21 protein-coding genes are annotated in these 16435 nt (G+C 69.0%); 12 read left to right on the forward strand and 9 right to left on the reverse strand.

What is annotated here, in order from left to right:
* Window positions 1–5: 5 nt before the first annotated feature.
* From FHW73_RS05865 to FHW73_RS05885, 5 genes are all read right to left on the reverse strand, one after another.
* On the reverse strand, window positions 6–470 hold the full coding sequence (locus FHW73_RS05865) for a hypothetical protein (protein WP_183425771.1): 465 nt from the start codon (window positions 468–470) through the stop codon (window positions 6–8).
* 4 nt (window positions 471–474) lie between these two features.
* Window positions 475–678 (reverse strand): PspC domain-containing protein, encoded by a 204-nt coding sequence (locus FHW73_RS05870; RefSeq protein ID WP_183425772.1) that lies wholly within the window; start codon window positions 676–678, stop codon window positions 475–477.
* Window positions 679–723: 45 nt separating this feature from the next.
* The gene (gene phaC, locus FHW73_RS05875) at window positions 724–1791 is read right to left on the reverse strand and encodes a class III poly(R)-hydroxyalkanoic acid synthase subunit PhaC (RefSeq protein ID WP_183425773.1); all 1068 of its coding nucleotides are present in this window, start codon (window positions 1789–1791) and stop codon (window positions 724–726) included.
* 1 nt (window position 1792) lies between these two features.
* A complete protein-coding gene (locus FHW73_RS05880; protein ID WP_183425774.1) occupies window positions 1793–3079 on the reverse strand; it encodes a poly(R)-hydroxyalkanoic acid synthase subunit PhaE in 1287 nt (428 codons plus the stop codon).
* 94 nt (window positions 3080–3173) lie between these two features.
* Window positions 3174–3794, reverse strand: a complete 621-nt coding sequence (locus tag FHW73_RS05885) for a CDP-alcohol phosphatidyltransferase family protein (RefSeq protein WP_183425775.1) — start codon at window positions 3792–3794, stop codon at window positions 3174–3176.
* Window positions 3795–3917: 123 nt separating this feature from the next.
* On the opposite strand from FHW73_RS05885, the gene FHW73_RS05890 reads away from it, so the two are divergent.
* From FHW73_RS05890 to FHW73_RS05915, 6 genes are read left to right on the forward strand one after another with little or no spacing between them, the layout of a single operon-like run.
* On the forward strand, window positions 3918–4769 hold the full coding sequence (locus FHW73_RS05890) for an SPFH domain-containing protein (protein WP_183425776.1): 852 nt from the start codon (window positions 3918–3920) through the stop codon (window positions 4767–4769).
* On the forward strand, window positions 4769–5107 hold the full coding sequence (locus FHW73_RS05895; protein WP_183425777.1) for a hypothetical protein: 339 nt from the start codon (window positions 4769–4771) through the stop codon (window positions 5105–5107). Before FHW73_RS05890 ends, FHW73_RS05895 begins: the two co-directional genes overlap by 1 nt.
* Window positions 5104–5310, forward strand: a complete 207-nt coding sequence (locus FHW73_RS05900) for an Arc family DNA binding domain-containing protein (protein ID WP_183425778.1) — start codon at window positions 5104–5106, stop codon at window positions 5308–5310. The genes FHW73_RS05895 and FHW73_RS05900 overlap by 4 nt, the downstream gene beginning before the upstream one ends.
* Complete coding sequence (locus FHW73_RS05905; protein ID WP_183425779.1) at window positions 5303–5479, forward strand: DUF4177 domain-containing protein; 177 nt, start codon at window positions 5303–5305, stop codon at window positions 5477–5479. Before FHW73_RS05900 ends, FHW73_RS05905 begins: the two co-directional genes overlap by 8 nt.
* Window positions 5476–6297, forward strand: coding sequence for a CPBP family intramembrane glutamic endopeptidase (locus FHW73_RS05910; RefSeq protein WP_183425780.1), 822 nt, complete (start codon window positions 5476–5478; stop codon window positions 6295–6297). The genes FHW73_RS05905 and FHW73_RS05910 overlap by 4 nt, the downstream gene beginning before the upstream one ends.
* Before the next feature lie 56 nt (window positions 6298–6353).
* Window positions 6354–7148 (forward strand): M15 family metallopeptidase, encoded by a 795-nt coding sequence (locus tag FHW73_RS05915; protein WP_183425781.1) that lies wholly within the window; start codon window positions 6354–6356, stop codon window positions 7146–7148.
* A gap of 46 nt (window positions 7149–7194) precedes the next feature.
* On the opposite strand, the gene FHW73_RS05920 is transcribed toward FHW73_RS05915, so the two are convergent.
* From FHW73_RS05920 to FHW73_RS05935, 4 genes are all read right to left on the reverse strand, one after another.
* Window positions 7195–7563 carry a DUF423 domain-containing protein gene (locus FHW73_RS05920; RefSeq protein ID WP_255492700.1) on the reverse strand — a complete coding sequence of 123 codons (369 nt, stop codon included), beginning with the start codon at window positions 7561–7563 and terminating at the stop codon, window positions 7195–7197.
* Between the two features lie 116 nt (window positions 7564–7679).
* Window positions 7680–8849, reverse strand: coding sequence for an SRPBCC family protein (locus FHW73_RS05925; protein ID WP_183425782.1), 1170 nt, complete (start codon window positions 8847–8849; stop codon window positions 7680–7682).
* A gap of 242 nt (window positions 8850–9091) precedes the next feature.
* Window positions 9092–9733: a response regulator transcription factor gene (locus FHW73_RS05930; protein WP_183425783.1), complete on the reverse strand. Its 642-nt coding sequence runs from the start codon at window positions 9731–9733 to the stop codon at window positions 9092–9094.
* Between the two features lie 23 nt (window positions 9734–9756).
* Window positions 9757–10971, reverse strand: coding sequence for a sensor histidine kinase (locus FHW73_RS05935; protein ID WP_183425784.1), 1215 nt, complete (start codon window positions 10969–10971; stop codon window positions 9757–9759).
* Window positions 10972–11147: 176 nt separating this feature from the next.
* Here FHW73_RS05935 and FHW73_RS05940 point away from each other — a divergent pair, with 176 nt between their 5' ends.
* The 6 genes from FHW73_RS05940 to FHW73_RS05965 all read left to right on the forward strand — a co-directional run bounded on the left by FHW73_RS05940 (window position 11148) and on the right by FHW73_RS05965 (window position 16289).
* Window positions 11148–11735 carry a GNAT family N-acetyltransferase gene (locus FHW73_RS05940; protein WP_183425785.1) on the forward strand — a complete coding sequence of 196 codons (588 nt, stop codon included), beginning with the start codon at window positions 11148–11150 and terminating at the stop codon, window positions 11733–11735.
* Window positions 11735–12520, forward strand: coding sequence for a septum site-determining protein MinC (gene minC / locus FHW73_RS05945; protein ID WP_183425786.1), 786 nt, complete (start codon window positions 11735–11737; stop codon window positions 12518–12520). The genes FHW73_RS05940 and minC overlap by 1 nt, the downstream gene beginning before the upstream one ends.
* A 25-nt stretch (window positions 12521–12545) precedes the next feature.
* Window positions 12546–13355: a septum site-determining protein MinD gene (gene minD, locus FHW73_RS05950; protein ID WP_183425787.1), complete on the forward strand. Its 810-nt coding sequence runs from the start codon at window positions 12546–12548 to the stop codon at window positions 13353–13355.
* 2 nt (window positions 13356–13357) lie between these two features.
* Complete coding sequence (gene minE / locus FHW73_RS05955; protein WP_183425788.1) at window positions 13358–13621, forward strand: cell division topological specificity factor MinE; 264 nt, start codon at window positions 13358–13360, stop codon at window positions 13619–13621.
* A gap of 42 nt (window positions 13622–13663) precedes the next feature.
* Window positions 13664–14155 carry a hypothetical protein gene (locus tag FHW73_RS05960; RefSeq protein ID WP_183425985.1) on the forward strand — a complete coding sequence of 164 codons (492 nt, stop codon included), beginning with the start codon at window positions 13664–13666 and terminating at the stop codon, window positions 14153–14155.
* Between the two features lie 133 nt (window positions 14156–14288).
* The gene (locus FHW73_RS05965) at window positions 14289–16289 is read left to right on the forward strand and encodes a M2 family metallopeptidase (RefSeq protein WP_183425789.1); all 2001 of its coding nucleotides are present in this window, start codon (window positions 14289–14291) and stop codon (window positions 16287–16289) included.
* The last annotated feature ends 146 nt before the right edge of the window (window positions 16290–16435 follow it).

Here is a 16435-nt window from a genome sequence, read left to right on the forward strand (position 1 = left end):
CCGGATCACGGCGTCGGCCAGGGCCACCAACCGTGTCCAGTCAGCGCATAGCGGTCGGCCGCGCGTTCGAAGCGGTTGCGCACGCTGATCCCCCCGCACAGCAGATACAACGGCAAGAACAGCGGACCGAGCACCATGTACTGAAAAACGTGGGCGCGCTCGTGATCGCCCAGGCGGATCGGCGCCTGCACGCACAGCGCGGCGCGATGCGCATAGGTATTGCAGGTGCGGTCGAGCGAATCGCCGGTATGCAGGATCGTGTTGCCGAACGTGATCGCCCCGCCCGGCCCCCAGGGCCAGCAATCGAACACCAGTGCGCAGTTGCCATCACGCCAATGGGCCCGTGCGCCGAACGGCAGGCCGGCCAGCCCGCCGAGCAGGCCGATGGCGGTGTTGGGCAGCGTCCAGATCGCGCCCAAGGCCAGCAACAGTGCGCGCAACGGAGCCGGCAGGCGTCGCCAGCGCAACATCGCCTCAGGTCTCGCCTTCGGGCATCAGCAGCCACAGCAGCAGGTAGACCAGCACGCCGGGAAACGCTGCGGAGAGCACCGACACCACGACATAGAGCGCGCGCACCAGTGTGGCATTCCAGTCGAACCGGCGTGCGACGCCGCCCAACACGCCGGCCAGGACGCGGTCGCTGCGGGAACGGCTCAAGCTCGGGGCGGGCGTGGACATCGATCGGCTCCTGGCGAACGGAAAAGACAGCGGACGACGGCGCGCTCAGTCGCGCTGCGCAAGCCAGTCGCAGATGGCCGCAGGCACCTGCACCTGCGCCCGTCCGGACACGTAGATGCCGATATGCCCGCCGCGGAACGAAAGCTCGGCGTAGTCCCCGGTGCCGACCAGCCCCCGCAGCGCGCGCGATGCGTCAGGCGGCACCATGTGGTCCTGCTCGGCGTAGATGTTGAGCACCGGCATCGTCACCTGCGCCAGGTCCACCGCGCGCTCGCCGATCACGACGCTGCCGGCGACGAAGCCGTTGTCCTGGTAGAACTGGCGCACGAACTGGCGGAAGGCCTCGCCGGCCTGATCGGGCGAATCGAAGATCCACTTTTCCATGCGCAGGAAGTCCTCGACCGCCTTCGGATCGTCGAGGATGTCGACCAGCCCCACGTACTTGTGCACGAGCAGCCGCCACGGCTTCATCATCAGGTAGCAGGCATTCATCATGTCGGCCGGCACGTTGCCCAGCGTCTCGACGAACAGATCGACATCCAGATCCCGCGCCCAGTGCGCGAGCATGTTGTCGTCGGTGTGGAAATCCACCGGCGTGACCATCGTGATCAGGTTGCGCACGCGCTCGGGATGGAGCGCCGCATAGCTGAGTGCGAATGTCCCGCCTTGGCAGATGCCCAGCAGGTTGATCGCGGGCAGGCCGAAGCGACGGCGCAGATGATCCACCGCACCACCCAGGAAGCGCTCGATGTAGTCCTCCAGCGTGAGGAACCGGTCGGAACGATCGGCATAGCCCCAGTCCAGCACGTAGACATCCTGCCCGCGCGCCAACAGCCCGGCGACGATCGAGCGGTCGGCCTGCAGATCGATCATGTAGGGTCGGTTGACCAGCGCATAGGCGACCAGCAGCGGCGTGCGCGAGGTCGCTGCCTGCGCGCCGACGAAGCGATACAGCACGACCTTGCCGTCGCGCCAGACCTCTTCCCGGGGCGTGGCGCCATAGTCCACGTCGCCGACTTCGCGCAGCGTCGTCAGGCCCGCCAGAAGCTTGCGCTGGACCTTGAGTGCCTCCTCGGCGATGCCTTCGGGCGTGATCCGCACCGGTCCTGCCATCTCAGCGCTTCCGGGTCCGCGGCTTGGCGGATGTCAGCGGTGCGGGCGCCTGCGGGATCGCCGCCGGCCAGGTCTTGGCCGTCGCCGCACGCTTGGCGGGTGCACGCTGCGCGCTCGAACGCTGCGCCGCCCCGGTCTTGCGCGCCGTCTGCCGGGGTGCGGTCTTGGCGGCTACCTTCTTGGGCGCGCGCCTTGGCCGTGCGGGCTTGGCCGGCGCCTGGCTGGACGTGGTCGCCGGTGCGGGTGTGTCCGACACGGCCGCGTTGCGCACCGGTCGCGCAGTGCGACGCGGCGATGCGGTCCGGACCGCGCGCGTCTTGCGCGGCGGCTCTGGCGCAGCGGGCGCCGAGTCGACCTCCTCCAGACGATCGCGCAACCGGCGCACGGTCCGCTCCAGATCGACGATCTTGCGATGCGCACCGTCGAGTTCGCTGCGCGTGGGCAGGTCGAGCAGCCGGCAGGCCTGCTCGACCTCGCGCTGCACCGCCTGGCGCAGGCGCATCTGCCCGGCGACCATCTGCGCATACGCGCTGCGGAAGCCCGGCGACAACGCGACCTCGGCATAGGCCTCTTCAGCGGCCTCGACCCACAGGTCGAACAAGGCCCGCGGCGACTCGATCGTCACGGCCTCGGCATCGAGCTCCGACAGCCGGCGCTCGAAACGTGCGAATGCGGCCTGCGAGGCCTGCAACAACAGTCCCTGGTAGGCCTGCTGCGTCTTGGGATACTCGGCGAACGCATCGAGCAGCGCCTGCCAGCGCACCTGGTGCTCGCGCGACGGCCCGAACGCGGCCCAGGGTCCGACAGCGCCCCCATCGCCGCGCAACGCATCGACCACGGGCTGCAACGACCGCAGCCAGCCATCCCAGCCCTCGATGCCGGTGCCGCCCAGTCCACCGAACATCTGTGCGAACGGATTGGCCATATCGCCACCCAGCGCCTCGCGCCAGGCCCGCGCGACGGTCTCGGGCGACGGGCGCTGGCCGGCGAACCCCTCGGCCACGCCCTGCATGCGCGTCCACCAGTCGCCGGCCTGCCGGTTGAAGCGCCGCAACACGTCCTCGACGCCGGCGTTACCGCTGGGCGACGGCGGCACCCAGGCCTCGAACATCGCCCGCCAGGGCTCGGACGGCCGGGCGGCCGCGCCGCTGGAGAAGCCGGCAAACCCACCCGGCGCAGCGCCGGGCATCGTGCGCTGCAATGCCGACTGCCAGGCATCCCAGTAGCGGCGTGCGAGCTGCTCGAGTTCCTCGCCCGGCTCGGCCGGGCCCCACGCATCGTTTGCCATCGTTCGCTCCCGCCGCGATGGCCCGATCATAGCAACAGCCGCGTCGCGCCCGGCGCAATCACACGACGCATTCCCAGTCGCCTTGCGCCCTGCCTTAGGGCTTGGGGATACGCAGCGTCTTGCTGATCATCAGCGACCCCGACAGCGCGAACATCAGCACCAGCGGGTGCAGCGACCACGGCCCGAGCCGCACCTCGCCCAGCCACAGCGCATCGCCGATCCGGCCCTGCGCTGCCGCGATCGCGAGCACCACGACCAGCAGCAGGCTGCTGGGGATCGGCGTGCCCTCGAAGAACTTCACCTTGTCGCCGCCATCGGCCAAGGTCTCAGCGGTGACGTTGTAGCGGGCCAGCCGGCTGACGCCACAGCCGACGAAGAAGCTGAGCACGATCCAGTCCCAACCGCCCTGCATGCCACAGGCGTAGGCCAACGCCGCTGGCGCCAGGCCGAACGAGATCACGTCGGCCAGCGAGTCGAGCTCGCGTCCCAGCGTGGAGGCGACCTTGCGCCAGCGCGCGATGCGGCCGTCGAGCGCGTCGAACACGAACGCCAGCGGGATCAGTGCCATCCCGATCAGCAGATCGCGCACACCGCCGTCCTGGAGGAACCGCATCGCCGCGAACACCGCGCCGGTGCCGCAGAAGGCGTTGGCCAGCGTGAACCAGTCGGCCAGATGGAAGTCGCGCAGCATCGAGAAATGGCGAGGGCGGTGCATCGAGACTCCAGGGCTGGAAGGGCATCGGCATCGTGCCGCGGCGCCGGGCAGGCGCGCGTGATCGCCGCTTGACAGAATGATATCTCATCGATATCACTTGGCGAACTCTCCAGGAGATGCCGCATGAAAGAGAATCCGATCCGCTCCTTCCCCGGCATCCCGGTGGTGGCCCTGCAATTGGTCGCGATCGCCGCGTGCGGCTGGCTGATGCTCTCCACCGGCGGCGCCCTGCCCGTGCTGGCGGTCGTGGCCGCGCTGCTGATCGCGTTCTCCGCACTCGGCCTGTACATGGTCGAGCCCAACCAGGCCGCGGTGCTGAGCCTGTTCGGCCGCTATGTCGGCACCGCCAAGGACAACGGGCTGCGCTGGAACAACCCCTTCCTGACCAAGAAGAAGGTGTCTTTGCGCGTGCGCAACTTCGAGAGCGGCCGACTGAAGGTCAACGAGCTCGACGGCAGCCCGATCGAGATCGCGGCGGTGATCGTGTGGCGGGTGGTCGACTCGGCCGAAGCGGTGTTCAACGTCGACAACTATGAGAGCTTCGTGCACATCCAGTCCGAAGCAGCGCTGCGCGCGATGGCGACCAGCTATCCCTACGACCAGCACGAGGACGGGCAGATCTCACTGCGCAGCCACCCGGTCGAGATCTCCGACCGGCTCAAGGAACACCTCGACGAGCGCCTGGCGTCGGCGGGCGTGGACGTGCTCGAGGCGCGGATCAGCCACCTGGCCTACGCCCCGGAAATCGCCCACGCGATGTTGCAGCGCCAACAGGCCAACGCGGTGATCGCGGCGCGCACCCGGATCGTCGCCGGTGCGGTGGGCATGGTCGAAATGGCGCTGTCGGAACTGCAGAAAAGCGGCGTGGTCCAGCTCGACGAGGAGCGGCGTGCGGCGATGGTCAGCAACCTGCTGGTCGTGCTGTGCGCCGATCGCGGTACCCAGCCGGTGGTCAACGCAGGCTCGCTGTACTGATGGCCGCCCATCATGTCGTCGCGCTGGTGTTCGCGATCTTCGCGCTGCCGGCGTTCGTGTTCGCTCGCTGGCTGGGCGACGGCCGGCTGCCGCTGGCCGGCCACAGCCGCATGACGGTGCGCGACAAGGCATTGCTCGACAGCCGGCTGGCGCGGTTGATGCGGATGGTCGGCGTGGCCACGCTGGCCACCGCGACCGGCATCGCGCTGTGGGGCGATGACGACCGCCGGCTGTCGATCCTGGCGGTGGTCATGGTGCTCGTGGTCAACGGGCTGGCGATTGCCTTCGTCTACACCGTCGCCCGCAGCAAGCGGCGCGCACGCGGCGGGCGCGGGTGAGCACCCGCAAGGCCTATCCGCTGCGGATCGATGCCACGGTGCTGGCCGCGGTGCAGCGCTGGGCCGATGATGAGCTGCGCAGCGTCAACGCGCAGATCGAGTACGTCCTGCGCGATGCGCTGCGCCGGGCCGGCCGGTTGCCGCCACCCGGGCCACAATCCGATCGCACCCCATCGGCATCCAAGGGAGATTCGCATGAGTGAGCGTTGGCAATACAAGGTGCAGGAGATCAAGCCGGGCATGTTCGGCCTGAAGACCGAAACAGTCGAAGCCGAGCTGCAGGCGCTCGGTCAACAGGGCTGGGAACTGGTCGACGTGGTGCAGGCCGCGCCGTGGCAACCGATGGTGCTGTTCATGAAGCGCCGGGCATGACTGTCATCGCAGCGCCACGCGTCCGCCAGGACCTGCGTGTGGCAGTGGCGCTCGCCGCGGCCGCGGCGCTGTCGACGGTCGCGGTGTTCCCCTATCTGATGCAGCTTGCCCCGGGCCGGGTCGAGGCGTTGCCGGTGCCGCTGCCGGCCCTGATCGCGATCCAGGCGATGCAGATGTTCGTGCTCGCCACCCTGCTGACCTGGGCCGGGTTGCGCATGGGCCATCGGGTCGGACTGGGCGCGCCGCTGCTGCAGCGTTGGCTCAACCGCCATGGCCAGGCGCGGCTGGCGCCGCTGCAGCCCTGGCGCGCCGCCGGCCTGGGGGCTGCCGCGGCCGTGGTCGTGCTGGCCTTGTCCGCGCTGCTCGACCCGCTGCTGCTGCCACCGGCCAAGGTCGCGATGCAGGACATCGACGGCGCGCGCAGCGCGATGTACGGCCTGCTCGCCTCGTTCTACGGCGGCATCGTCGAGGAACTGCAACTGCGGCTGTTCCTGATGACCCTGCTGGCCTGGGCCGTCACCTGGCTGCTGCGACGCGACCGCGGGTATGACGGCCGCTTGCCGCCCGCGGCGGCGTGGATCGCGATCCTCGGAGCGGCGCTGCTGTTCGGCGCCGGCCACCTGCCGGCAGCCGCCGGCGTCTGGGATCTCGACACCGGCGTGATCGCGCGCACGGTGCTGCTCAATGCGATCGCCGGGGTCGCGTTCGGCTGGCTGTACTGGAAGCGCGGCCTGGAGATGGCGATCGTGGCGCACTTCACGGCCGATCTCGTGCTGCACGTGCTGATGCCGCTGCTGATGCCGTACACCGTGCTTTGAGCGTCACTACCTGCAGGCGCCGTGCGTGGCCGGCGCCCGGCCGGTAAGCTGGCGCGATGCGTCGACCGCCTGCCGCCCTTCTCGTCAACACTCCGGACATCGAGCTGTGGCCGGCCACGTTGCTGCATGCGCGCGCCAACCGCGATGCCCGCGTGCTTGCGCGCGCGTCGTGGGTGCTGCGGCGCAAACGCGACGGCCGCTATCTGGCCGCGCTGCTGCCCGAAGGGCTGATGCCGCTGCTGCCCGACTGGCGCCGCACCGCCGGACTCGATGCGGCGCTGGACCTGCTGGACACATCGCCGTCCTCGATCCCCTCCACCCCGCCCGACACGCTGCCGGTGGCGCGGTTGCAGGCGCGCCTGGACGGCCTGGGCATCGAGGCGCACGCCTACGCCACCCGCACTGGCCTGTCGCTGGTGCCCGAGCCGGCCTGGCTGGCCTTCGCCGGCGTCGACCGCTATCGAAGGCCGCTGTGGCTCGAGGCGAAGGCGGCCCGCGCCTGGGCGCGGATGCGCGAGGCCGCATGGGGCGACGGCATCGTGCTGGAGGCGATTTCCGGTTACCGCAGCCACGACTACCAGCTCGGCATCTTTGAGCGCAAACGCGCCCGCGGCCTCGATGTGGACGCCATCCTCGAGGTCAACGCCGCCCCGGGCTACAGCGAGCACCATTCGGGCAGCGCGCTCGACATCGGTACGCCCGGCGAGCCCAGCGCCGAACCCTCGTTCGAGGCGACGCCAGCGTTCGCCTGGCTGACGCGCCACGCCGCCGAGCACGGCTTTGCGATGAGCTACCCGCAGGGCAATCCCCACGGCATCGTCTACGAGCCGTGGCACTGGCGCCACCGCTGACGCGGCCGGGCGCGTCCGCGGCGCAAGCGTGCCCGGTGGCGTGGTCTCAGCGTCGCGGCGTGCGCAACGCCGAGATCGCGTAGAGTAGCCAGCCGAACATCGTCAGGCCACCGCCCCAGGGGGCGAACGCCGACGGTCCACCGAGCAGATGGCGCGAGACGACCGCACCGGCGAAAAGCAAGGTGCCAGCCAGCAGCGCCAGCAACGCCAGTTTCGCCATCGGATCGCGCAGGCCTCGCGACAACGCCGCCAGCGCGATGCCGTGACCGAATGCGAACACGGCGGCCGACTGCAACGCCGCACGCGCATCGCCTTCCATCCCGTGATTGGCATAGGCCGCCAGTGCGACGGCCACCCCGGCCAACAGCGCGCCGGCCGCCGCCAGGCCCGATGCATTCCCTTCGTATCTGCGCAAGACACTTCCCCCCTGTCCTGGGGCACCGTGACGATGCCCGGTTTCCCAACGCAACACGCCGCATCCAATGGATGCGGCGTGCGCGTGATCCTGTGTCGCGGTACGAAGACCGCCGCTTACGGCTGCTGGCGCAAGGTCCAGAAGACTTCGAACTCGCCGTTCTCGGTGAACGCGGCCTCGATGCCGTTGCGGTAGGACTCGTACGGACGATCGGTGACCTCATAGCCCTGGGTCAGCGCCCAGGCGCGAACGGCGTTGCGGACGTTGTCCAGCTCGGCCATGAAGCCCTTGTAGTTGGCCTTGGCAACGCGGCCGCGCGGCAGGTGCACATACTTCACCGGGCCCAGCAGTTCGAGGTCGGACAGCTCGGCGGCATCGGTGGCCGGGGCCTCGACCGGTGCGGCGGCAACCTGTGCATCGGCCTCGCCTTCGCCTTCGCCTTCTGCGGCAGCGGCGGGCGCGGCCGGGCCGGTCCCCTTGGCGCGAACCGGCAGCGCGATATCGAAGGTGTAGGTCTCGCGGCCCAGCTCGGTGGTGATGACGCGCAGCGGACCGGCGGCTTCCAGATCATTGGCCGCCATCGTGCGGTTGATCCACTCCAGGTTGGCCTTCATCGAATCCTGGATGACCTGGTTGTTGCGTTCCACCGCGCCGGCGCTGACGACCAGCAGGTTCTCGGCCGGACGGTCGACCGCCGCCAGATCCGACAGCGTGCTGCCCTCGACCCGATAGTCGACGTTGGGCACGGCGGCCAGCAGGTTGCCCATCTGGCCCAGGCCCAGCTTCATGTCGTCGCCGACGTTGCGGCTGACGTACAGGCCGGCGAAGCGACCGAGCAGATCCCAGCCGTAATCGACGTTGTAGGTCTGGGTGATCTCGATGTTGCGGTTGTTGCGCCCGGTCGGCTTCAACGTGAAGGTCATCTTCTTGTTGTCGCCGCGCTGCGGATTCTCGACCGCGTAGACCACGCGCTTGTCGGGATCGGACTCGGTGATCTCCCAGTGGCCCTGGCCGATGCGCTTGTCCTCGGAGGTGTAGTCGACGCGGGCGCCGACGCCGGCATCCGGGCCGGAGAGCTTGAGCTGGACGGCGGGGTCGTAGCGCGGAATCGGCGACCAGTCCTTGAAGCGACGGACACTATTGATCGTGTCGAACACGATCGACTGCCGACGGTTGGTCTCGACAGATTCGGTCAACGTGCGGCTGGACGGAAGCAGCACGGCCACCACCAGGAACAGCACGGCGACGATGACGCAAGAGATCAGCAGTTCGAGCAGACGGGTCATTCAGGGTTCTCCAGGACCAATTCCGGCCTGAGGCGGCACAGACCGGCAATCGTAGCAAGATTGTATTGCCGCGGGCGAGCGATGTTGCGAGCGAATCGACGGCCGCGGTCGCGCCTTCGCATCGCGGTCGACAGCGCCGGGCGCGCCGCGCCGGGCCGCACACGACACCGGTGTCGTGCAGACGCTGCCGGACCGGCCTCGCGGCCCCGCACCACCGCGCCGGCCGACCGCGTCTTCCCGGCTCAGACCAGTTGCAGTTCGAAGGCCTTGAGCACGGCGCGGGTGCGGTCGCGCACGCCGAGTTTGGACAGAATGTTGGAGACGTGGTTCTTGATCGTGCCTTCGGCCACGCCCAGCGAATTGGCGATCTCCTTGTTGGAGAAGCCGCCGGCCATCAGCCGCAGGATCTCGGTCTCGCGGTCGGTCAGCGGATCGGGCCGGTCGAGACTGACGAACTCGTTGCGCATCTGCTCCAGGCCGGTCAGCAGACGCTGGGTCACCGCCGGCTGCACCAGCGAGCCGCCGTCGGCAACCGTACGGATCGCACCGACCAGTTGCTCGAGCGACACGTCCTTGAGCAGGTAGCCCTTCGCGCCGGCCTTCAGGCCGGCCAGCACCAGTTGGTCGTCGTCGAAGGTGGTCAGGATGATCGTCGGCGGCAGCGCGTCGGCGCGCGCCAGCGACTGCAGTGCCTCGAGCCCGGACATCGCCGGCATGCGCATGTCCATCAGCACCACGTCGGGCTTGAGGCCGGGGATCAGGTCGACCGCCTGGCGGCCATCGGATGCCTCGCCGACAACCTCGATGCCGCCGTCGAGCGCGAGCAGCGAGCGGATGCCCTGGCGGACTAGGGTCTGGTCATCGACCAGGCAGACTCGGATCATGGGGCCTCCCAACGGATGCGGGCTCACGGCGGCGGGGACGTGGCGGTGCGGGGTGCAGCATCGCGCAGGCGGGCGTCGTCCGCCAGCGGCAATTCCAGGCGCAGTACGAAGCCGCTGCCTGGCGCGGTCTCGACCTGCAGGGTGCCGCCATAGGCGGCCAACCGTTCGCGCATGCCGGTCAGGCCGTTGCCGGCGCGGGCGACATCGGCGCCGCGGCCGTCGTCGCGGGCATCGAGCCGGATCGCACCGGCGTCCTGCACATAGCGCAGGCGCAGCAGGCTGGCGCCGGAATGGCGCACGGCATTGGTGATGATCTCCTGGGTGCAGCGCAGCAGCACGTGCGCGCGCTCGGGGTCGTCGACCAGGAACTGTTGCGGCATCTGCATGTCGATCCGCAGGCTCGGCACGTTCTCGGCCAGCGGCAGCAAGGTGGCGCGCATATCGATCGCATCGTCGTCGCGCAGTTGGCTGACCGCCTCGCGCACGTCGCTGAGCAGCAGCTTGGCCAGCGTCTGCGCCTGCCCCACATGCTCCTGCGCCTGCCCGCTGGCCAGATGACTGGCGATCTCCAGATTCAGACTCAACGCCGTCAGGTGGTGGCCCAGCAGGTCATGCAGTTCGCGCGAGATGCGCGTGCGCTCGTTGACGCGCACGCTTTCGGCCAGCAGCGCACGGGTGGCGCGCAGCTCGGCGTTGAGCCGGCGCTGCTCCTCGCGGGCCTGCGCCTGTTGCCGCGCGACCAGGCCGGTCACGAACGCAAAGCCGGTGAAGCCCACGTACAGCGCGGCCTGCAGCACGGCCTCGGCCCAGGTGAAGTCGAAGCCGCGCACATAGACCGGCACGATCACGAACTCGCAGGCCACCAGCAGCGCCACCCCGACCCACAGCGGCAGCAGCCACGGCAGCACGCAGGCGACGACCATCAGCAGGATGCTGCCCAGGCCGCTCTGGCTGTAGTAGCTGATCGCGATCGCACTGCCGGCCAGCACCAGCACCAGCAGCCGGTCGAGCACGCCAATTCGGCGCTCGCCCAGGCCGCGCGTGAGCCAGGCGTAGCTGGTGCCGAACACGGCCCAGGCCAGCCAGGACGGCCAGCTGTCGAGCCATAGCCGTGCCCCGCCGTCGACCAGTTGGTCGGCCGGCGCCAGCGAGAGCATCAGCAACGGCAGGCCGATCACCGCCCAGGTGAACAGGCCGGCGACGCGCAGCAGGCGGTTGTGGTTCAGGGCGCGGATCATGCGCCATGGTAGGCACGCGCGGGGCCTCGCGCGCAGGGCCTGAAGTCATGCCGGACGCCGCTGTGCGCCTCGTCCTCGCGCAGCGGGCATGCAATAATCCGTCCTTGCGACGCATTGCGGCCAAAGTTGCCGCCTGCGGTCGATTGGTGTGTCTGTCGTCTCACATGGAGTCTGGAATGTCGATCGTCGTCCGCGACGTGCATGCGCACGAGCTGGATTCCATCCTCGAACTCAACAACGCCGCTGGCCCGTCGATCCTGCCGCTGGATGCCGCCCGCCTCCGCCGCCTGTACGACACCGCCGAGTACTTCCGCGTCGCCGAGCGCGACGAGGCCATGGTGGGCTTTCTGATCGGCTTCGGTTCAGGCAGCGACCACGACAGCAGCAACTACGCCTGGTTCGGCGCGCACTACCCCGAATTCTTCTACATCGACCGCATCGTGGTCGCCAGCCGCCGCCGCGGCGGCGGCGTCGGGCGGGCGTTCTATGCCGACGTGCAGAGCTATGCCGAGGTTCGCTACCCGCTGCTGACCTGCGAGGTCTTCGTCGAGCACGACAACGATCCGGTGCGGCTGTTCCATGGCGGCTTCGGCTTCCGCGAGGTCGGCCAGCACGTCATGCCCGGCACCGACCTGCGCGCCTCGATGCTGGTCAAGGACATGTGCAGCTATCCATGGGTGCGCGACACCTACGGCGGCCGGCTGCCCGACACCGCATGGCTCAGGCCCCGGCAACTGCCGGCCGGCGCAGGGGCGGCCGCCTGATGGCCGGCCAGCCCGCACCCGCCCCGGCGACCGATTTCGAACCGGCTGGTGAACTGAAGATCGGCCAGGTCGGCATCGCCAACCTGCGCATCCGCACGCTCGACGTCGCCCGGCTGGGCGAGGAGATGCGCAGCCGCGTGACCCGCGCGCCCAAGCTGTTCGAGCGGGCGGCGGTGATCCTCGACTTCGGCGGCCTGCCCGCGACGCCGGACCCGGCGACCGCGCAGGCGCTGATCGATGCGCTGCGCGAGGCCGGCGCATTGCCGGTCGCGCTGGCCTGGGGCAGCAGCGACAACGCCCTGCTCGCGCAGGCGCTCGGCCTGCCACTGCTGTCGAAGTTCCGCGCCCAGTACGAGAACGCAGACGCGGCTGCTGCGCCCGCCCCGGTGGCTGCGCGCGCCGCGCCCGCTCCCGCTGCCGCCCCGCCGCCGCCCGCGCCCGCCCAGGCGGCCGCCGAACCCGGACTGATGCAGACCACGGCGGTGCGCTCGGGCCAGCAGCTCTACGCTCGCAACCGCGACCTGACGGTGATGTCGCAGGTCGGCGCCGGCGCCGAGGTCATCGCCGACGGCTCGATCCACATCTACGGTCCGCTGCGCGGCCGCGCGCTGGCCGGCGCCCAGGGCAACCGCAATGCCCGCATCTTCTGCCGCAGTTTCCACGCCGAACTGGTGGCTGTGGCGGGGCAGTACAAGGTGCTGGAAGATATCCCGCGCGAGCTCCACGGCAAGGCCGTCCAGGTCTGGCTGGAGCATGAAGAACTCAAGATCGCCGCACTCGAGTGACGGCGGCACACCCAGGAGACGTGTTTTGGCTGAAATCATCGTAGTCACATCGGGCAAGGGCGGGGTCGGCAAGACCACCACCAGCGCCAGCATCGCCAGCGGGCTGGCCCGGCAGGGCAAGCGCACCGCGGTCGTCGACTTCGACGTCGGCCTGCGCAACCTCGACCTGATCATGGGCTGCGAGCGCCGCGTGGTGTACGACCTGGTCAACGTCGTCCAGGGCGAGGCCTCGCTCAAGCAGGCGCTGATCAAGGACAAGCGTTTCGACAACCTCTATGTGCTCGCCGCCTCGCAGACCCGCGACAAGGACGCGCTGACCAAGGAGGGCGTGGAGCGGGTGCTCAAGGAACTCGCAGACGACGGCTTCGACTTCGTGATCTGCGACTCGCCAGCCGGTATCGAGAAAGGCGCGTTCCTGGCGATGTACTTCGCCGACCGCGCGATCGTGGTGGTCAATCCCGAGGTCTCCTCGGTGCGCGACTCCGACCGCGTCATCGGCCTGCTGCAGTCCAAGACCCGGCGCGCCGAGTCGGGCGAGCGCGTGCAAGAACACCTGCTGCTGACCCGTTACAGCCCGGTCCGCGTGGAAAGCGGCGAGATGCTGTCGATCGCCGACGTCGAAGAAGTGCTGGGGCTCAAGACCATCGGCGTGATCCCCGAATCGGGCGACGTGCTCAACGCGTCCAACAAGGGTGAGCCGGTGATCCTCGACGCCCAGTCGATCGCCGGCCAGGCCTACGACGATGCGGTCGCGCGACTGCTCGGCCAGGAGCGCCCGCTGCGCTTCACCACCACGGAGAAGAAGGGCTTCTTCAGCAAGCTGTTCGGAGGTTGATGATGGCCCTGTTCGATTTCCTCAAGCCCAAGAAGAACACCGCGACGATCGCCAAGGACCGCCTGCGCATCATCGTGGCCCAGGAGCGGACCAGCCGAAACGCCCCCGACTATCTGCCGCTGCTGCAGCGCGAATTGCTCGAAGTGATCCGCAAGTACGTCAGCATCGATGTCGATGCGGTCAAGGTGGACCTGGTCAAGGACGGCGACAACGACGTGCTCGACATCTCGGTTGCCCTGCCCGACGAGCGCATCACCCCGGCCTGAGCCGACGTGCCCTCGCCCTCCGGCGTCTCGGCGACGTCCACCGTGTCGCCGCACACGGCTACCGCGCCCGTGCTGTGCCTGGCCGACATCGGCTTCGAGGCTCCGAGCGCCCTGTTGCAGCGCTATGGGCTGCGGCTGCATCGCATTGCCCCGGGCCTGCCGATTCCAGGCAGTTACTGGGGCGACAGCGAGGCGGGCATCATCGGCTGCGACGTGCATGCGCGTGACGACACGCCGGTACATTCGCTGCTGCACGAGGCCTGCCACCTGATCGTGCTGCCGCCCGAGCGCCGGGCAGCGGTGCATACCGACGCCACCGATTCGGTCGAGGAGGAGGACGCGACCTGCTATCTGCAGATCGTGCTCGCCGAGGCGCTGCCCGGCGTCGGCAGCGCCCGCCTGATGGCCGACATGGATGCCTGGGGCTATACCTTCCGACTGGGCTCGGCGCAGGCCTGGTTCGAGCGCGATGCCGAGGATGCACGCGCGTGGCTGGTCGCACGCAAGCTGTTACCGGCGCCCGTTTCCAGCTGAATACGGGGCTGGCCGCGACGCCAGACTGCACCTTCGTTTGCGTCGGGACGCCGCCGCCGGCTGTCCGCCCTCACTTGCGGCGCTGCAACCGGCGCACTAGCCTCCCGGTTCCTTCTGTACACCGGATGTCGCCGTGACCCATCGCCACGCCCTGCTCGCCCTCGCGGTCGCCGCGAGCCTGACGCTCGCCGGCTGCAACCGCTCGGCCTCGCCCGACGCCACGACGCCGGCCGCATCCACGGCGCCCGAGGGTGAGACGGCCGACCAGTTCATCGCGCGCGTGAACGAGGAGATGCGCACGCTGATGCCCGAACTGACCGCGTCGCAGTGGCTGTCGGCCACTTACATCAACGACGACAGCCAGTTGCTGGCGGCCAAGTACAACGAGCGCTACCTGGCCCAGCTCAACAGCTGGATCGAACAATCGCGCAAGTTCGAAGGCCAGCAGATGTCGCCCGAGACCGCCCGCGCCATCAACCTGCTCAAGCTCGGCGCTTCGATGCCGCCGCCGCGCAATCCCGAACACCTGGCCGAACTGACCAAGATCGCCTCGAAGATGGAAGGCACCTACGGCGCCGGCCAGTACTGCACCGGCGAAGGTGAGGCGCGCAGTTGCCGCCAGCTCGGCCAGCTCGAGGACGTGCTGCGCAGCAGCCGCGACTACGACGCGCAGCTCGATGCCTGGCAGGGCTGGCACACGATCGCCCAGCCGATGCGCGGCGATTACACGCGCTTCGTCGAACTGGTCAACGAAGGCGCGCGCGACCTGGGCTTCGCCGATGCCGGCGAGGCCTGGCGTTCGGGCTACGACATGCCGCCGGCCGAACTGGCCGCCGAGACCGATCGCCTGTGGGGCCAGGTCAAGCCGCTGTACGAACAGTTGCACTGCTACGCGCGCGGGCGGCTGGAAGCGCGCTATCCCGGTCGCGGCACGGTCGAGGGCGGGCTGCTGCCGGCCCACCTGATGGGCAACATGTGGCAGCAGGACTGGAGCAACCTCTGGGACGTGCTGCAGCCCTATCCCAACGCCGGCGACCTCGACATCACCGGCGCGTTGGAGAAGAACTACCAGGTGCTGCTCAACGAGCGCATGGTCAAGGAGAACGCGCTGATCGATTCCGACCGCCGCGCCGACATCGCCCACGCCGCGCAGACCGACAACGCCAAGCGCATGAACGAGCGCGCGCAGGACTTCTACGTCTCGCTCGGCATGCCCAAGCTGCCCGACAGCTATTGGGCCAAGACGCAGTTCATCAAACCGCGCGACCGCGACGTGGTCTGCCACGCCAGCGCCTGGGACATGGGCGGCAAGATCGACGGCCAGCCGGACGTGCGCACCAAGATGTGCACCAAGCCGAACGAAGAAGACTTCACGACGATCTATCACGAGCTCGGCCACGTCTATTACTACCTCGCCTACAACGGCCGCCCGCCGCTGTTCCAAAGCGGCGCGCACGATGGCTTCCACGAGGCGATCGGCGACACGATCGTGCTGGCGATGACGCCCAAGTATCTGCAGTCGATCGGCCTGGTCGGCGAACAGCAGCAATCGCAGGCATCCCTGGTCAATTCGCAGATGCGCATGGCGCTGGCGAAGGTGTCGTTCCTGCCGTTCGGGCTGATGATCGACCGCTGGCGCTGGGGCGTGTTCGACGGTTCGATCACCCCGGACAACTACAACGCCGCCTGGTGGTCGCTCAAGGCGCAGTACCAGGGCGTGGCACCGGCGACGCCGCGCGGCGAGGACTTCTTCGATGCCGGCGCCAAGTACCACGTGCCGGGCAACACGCCCTACACGCGCTACTTCCTTTCGCACGTGCTGCAGTTCCAGTTCTACAAGGCGCTGTGCGATGCGTCGGGGCACACCGGTCCGCTGTACGAGTGCAGCTTCTACGGCAACAAGGCAGCCGGCGAGAAGTTCTGGGCGATGCTCGAGAAGGGCAACAGCCAGCCCTGGCAGCAGACGCTCAAGGAGCTGACCGGCGGCGAGACCATGGACGCCGCACCGGTGCTCGAGTATTTCGCGCCGTTGCAGACTTGGCTCGAGCAGCAGAACGAAGGCCGCAGTTGCGGCTGGAGCGCACCGGCCGCCGCGCAGTCCCCTGCTCCGGCCGCGGCCCCGGTCCAGGGCTGAGCGGCCTTGGTGGGTGTTCGCCTAGCCTGAGAAATCTTGCTTCTCCTCGCTCAATCGCGGCGCTCTTCTCCGGAGCGCGCGTCGCGCCGGCCGGGGACTGCTTCTCGCTCGGTCAGCCATCCCTGGCTGACTCGCCGCCGCGGGCC

The organism is Luteimonas sp. RC10 (assembly GCF_014192745.1).
Lineage (GTDB): Bacteria > Pseudomonadota > Gammaproteobacteria > Xanthomonadales > Xanthomonadaceae > Luteimonas.

What these genes read in the sequence shown, in the direction of transcription:
- FHW73_RS05940 (WP_183425785.1), top strand. Translation starts at nt 11,148, where the DNA reads ATGTCGATCGTCGTCCGCGACGTGCATGCGCACGAGCTGGATTCCATC.
- FHW73_RS05880 (WP_183425774.1), bottom strand. Translation starts at nt 3,079, where the DNA reads ATGGCAAACGATGCGTGGGGCCCGGCCGAGCCGGGCGAGGAACTCGAG.
- phaC (WP_183425773.1), bottom strand. Translation starts at nt 1,791, where the DNA reads ATGGCAGGACCGGTGCGGATCACGCCCGAAGGCATCGCCGAGGAGGCA.
- FHW73_RS05930 (WP_183425783.1), bottom strand. Translation starts at nt 9,733, where the DNA reads ATGATCCGAGTCTGCCTGGTCGATGACCAGACCCTAGTCCGCCAGGGC.
- minC (WP_183425786.1), top strand. Translation starts at nt 11,735, where the DNA reads ATGGCCGGCCAGCCCGCACCCGCCCCGGCGACCGATTTCGAACCGGCT.
- FHW73_RS05885 (WP_183425775.1), bottom strand. Translation starts at nt 3,794, where the DNA reads ATGCACCGCCCTCGCCATTTCTCGATGCTGCGCGACTTCCATCTGGCC.
- FHW73_RS05915 (WP_183425781.1), top strand. Translation starts at nt 6,354, where the DNA reads ATGCGTCGACCGCCTGCCGCCCTTCTCGTCAACACTCCGGACATCGAG.
- FHW73_RS05925 (WP_183425782.1), bottom strand. Translation starts at nt 8,849, where the DNA reads ATGACCCGTCTGCTCGAACTGCTGATCTCTTGCGTCATCGTCGCCGTG.
- FHW73_RS05890 (WP_183425776.1), top strand. Translation starts at nt 3,918, where the DNA reads ATGAAAGAGAATCCGATCCGCTCCTTCCCCGGCATCCCGGTGGTGGCC.
- FHW73_RS05895 (WP_183425777.1), top strand. Translation starts at nt 4,769, where the DNA reads ATGGCCGCCCATCATGTCGTCGCGCTGGTGTTCGCGATCTTCGCGCTG.
- FHW73_RS05870 (WP_183425772.1), bottom strand. Translation starts at nt 678, where the DNA reads ATGTCCACGCCCGCCCCGAGCTTGAGCCGTTCCCGCAGCGACCGCGTC.
- minE (WP_183425788.1), top strand. Translation starts at nt 13,358, where the DNA reads ATGGCCCTGTTCGATTTCCTCAAGCCCAAGAAGAACACCGCGACGATC.
- FHW73_RS05865 (WP_183425771.1), bottom strand. Translation starts at nt 470, where the DNA reads ATGTTGCGCTGGCGACGCCTGCCGGCTCCGTTGCGCGCACTGTTGCTG.
- FHW73_RS05935 (WP_183425784.1), bottom strand. Translation starts at nt 10,971, where the DNA reads ATGATCCGCGCCCTGAACCACAACCGCCTGCTGCGCGTCGCCGGCCTG.
- FHW73_RS05910 (WP_183425780.1), top strand. Translation starts at nt 5,476, where the DNA reads ATGACTGTCATCGCAGCGCCACGCGTCCGCCAGGACCTGCGTGTGGCA.
- FHW73_RS05905 (WP_183425779.1), top strand. Translation starts at nt 5,303, where the DNA reads ATGAGTGAGCGTTGGCAATACAAGGTGCAGGAGATCAAGCCGGGCATG.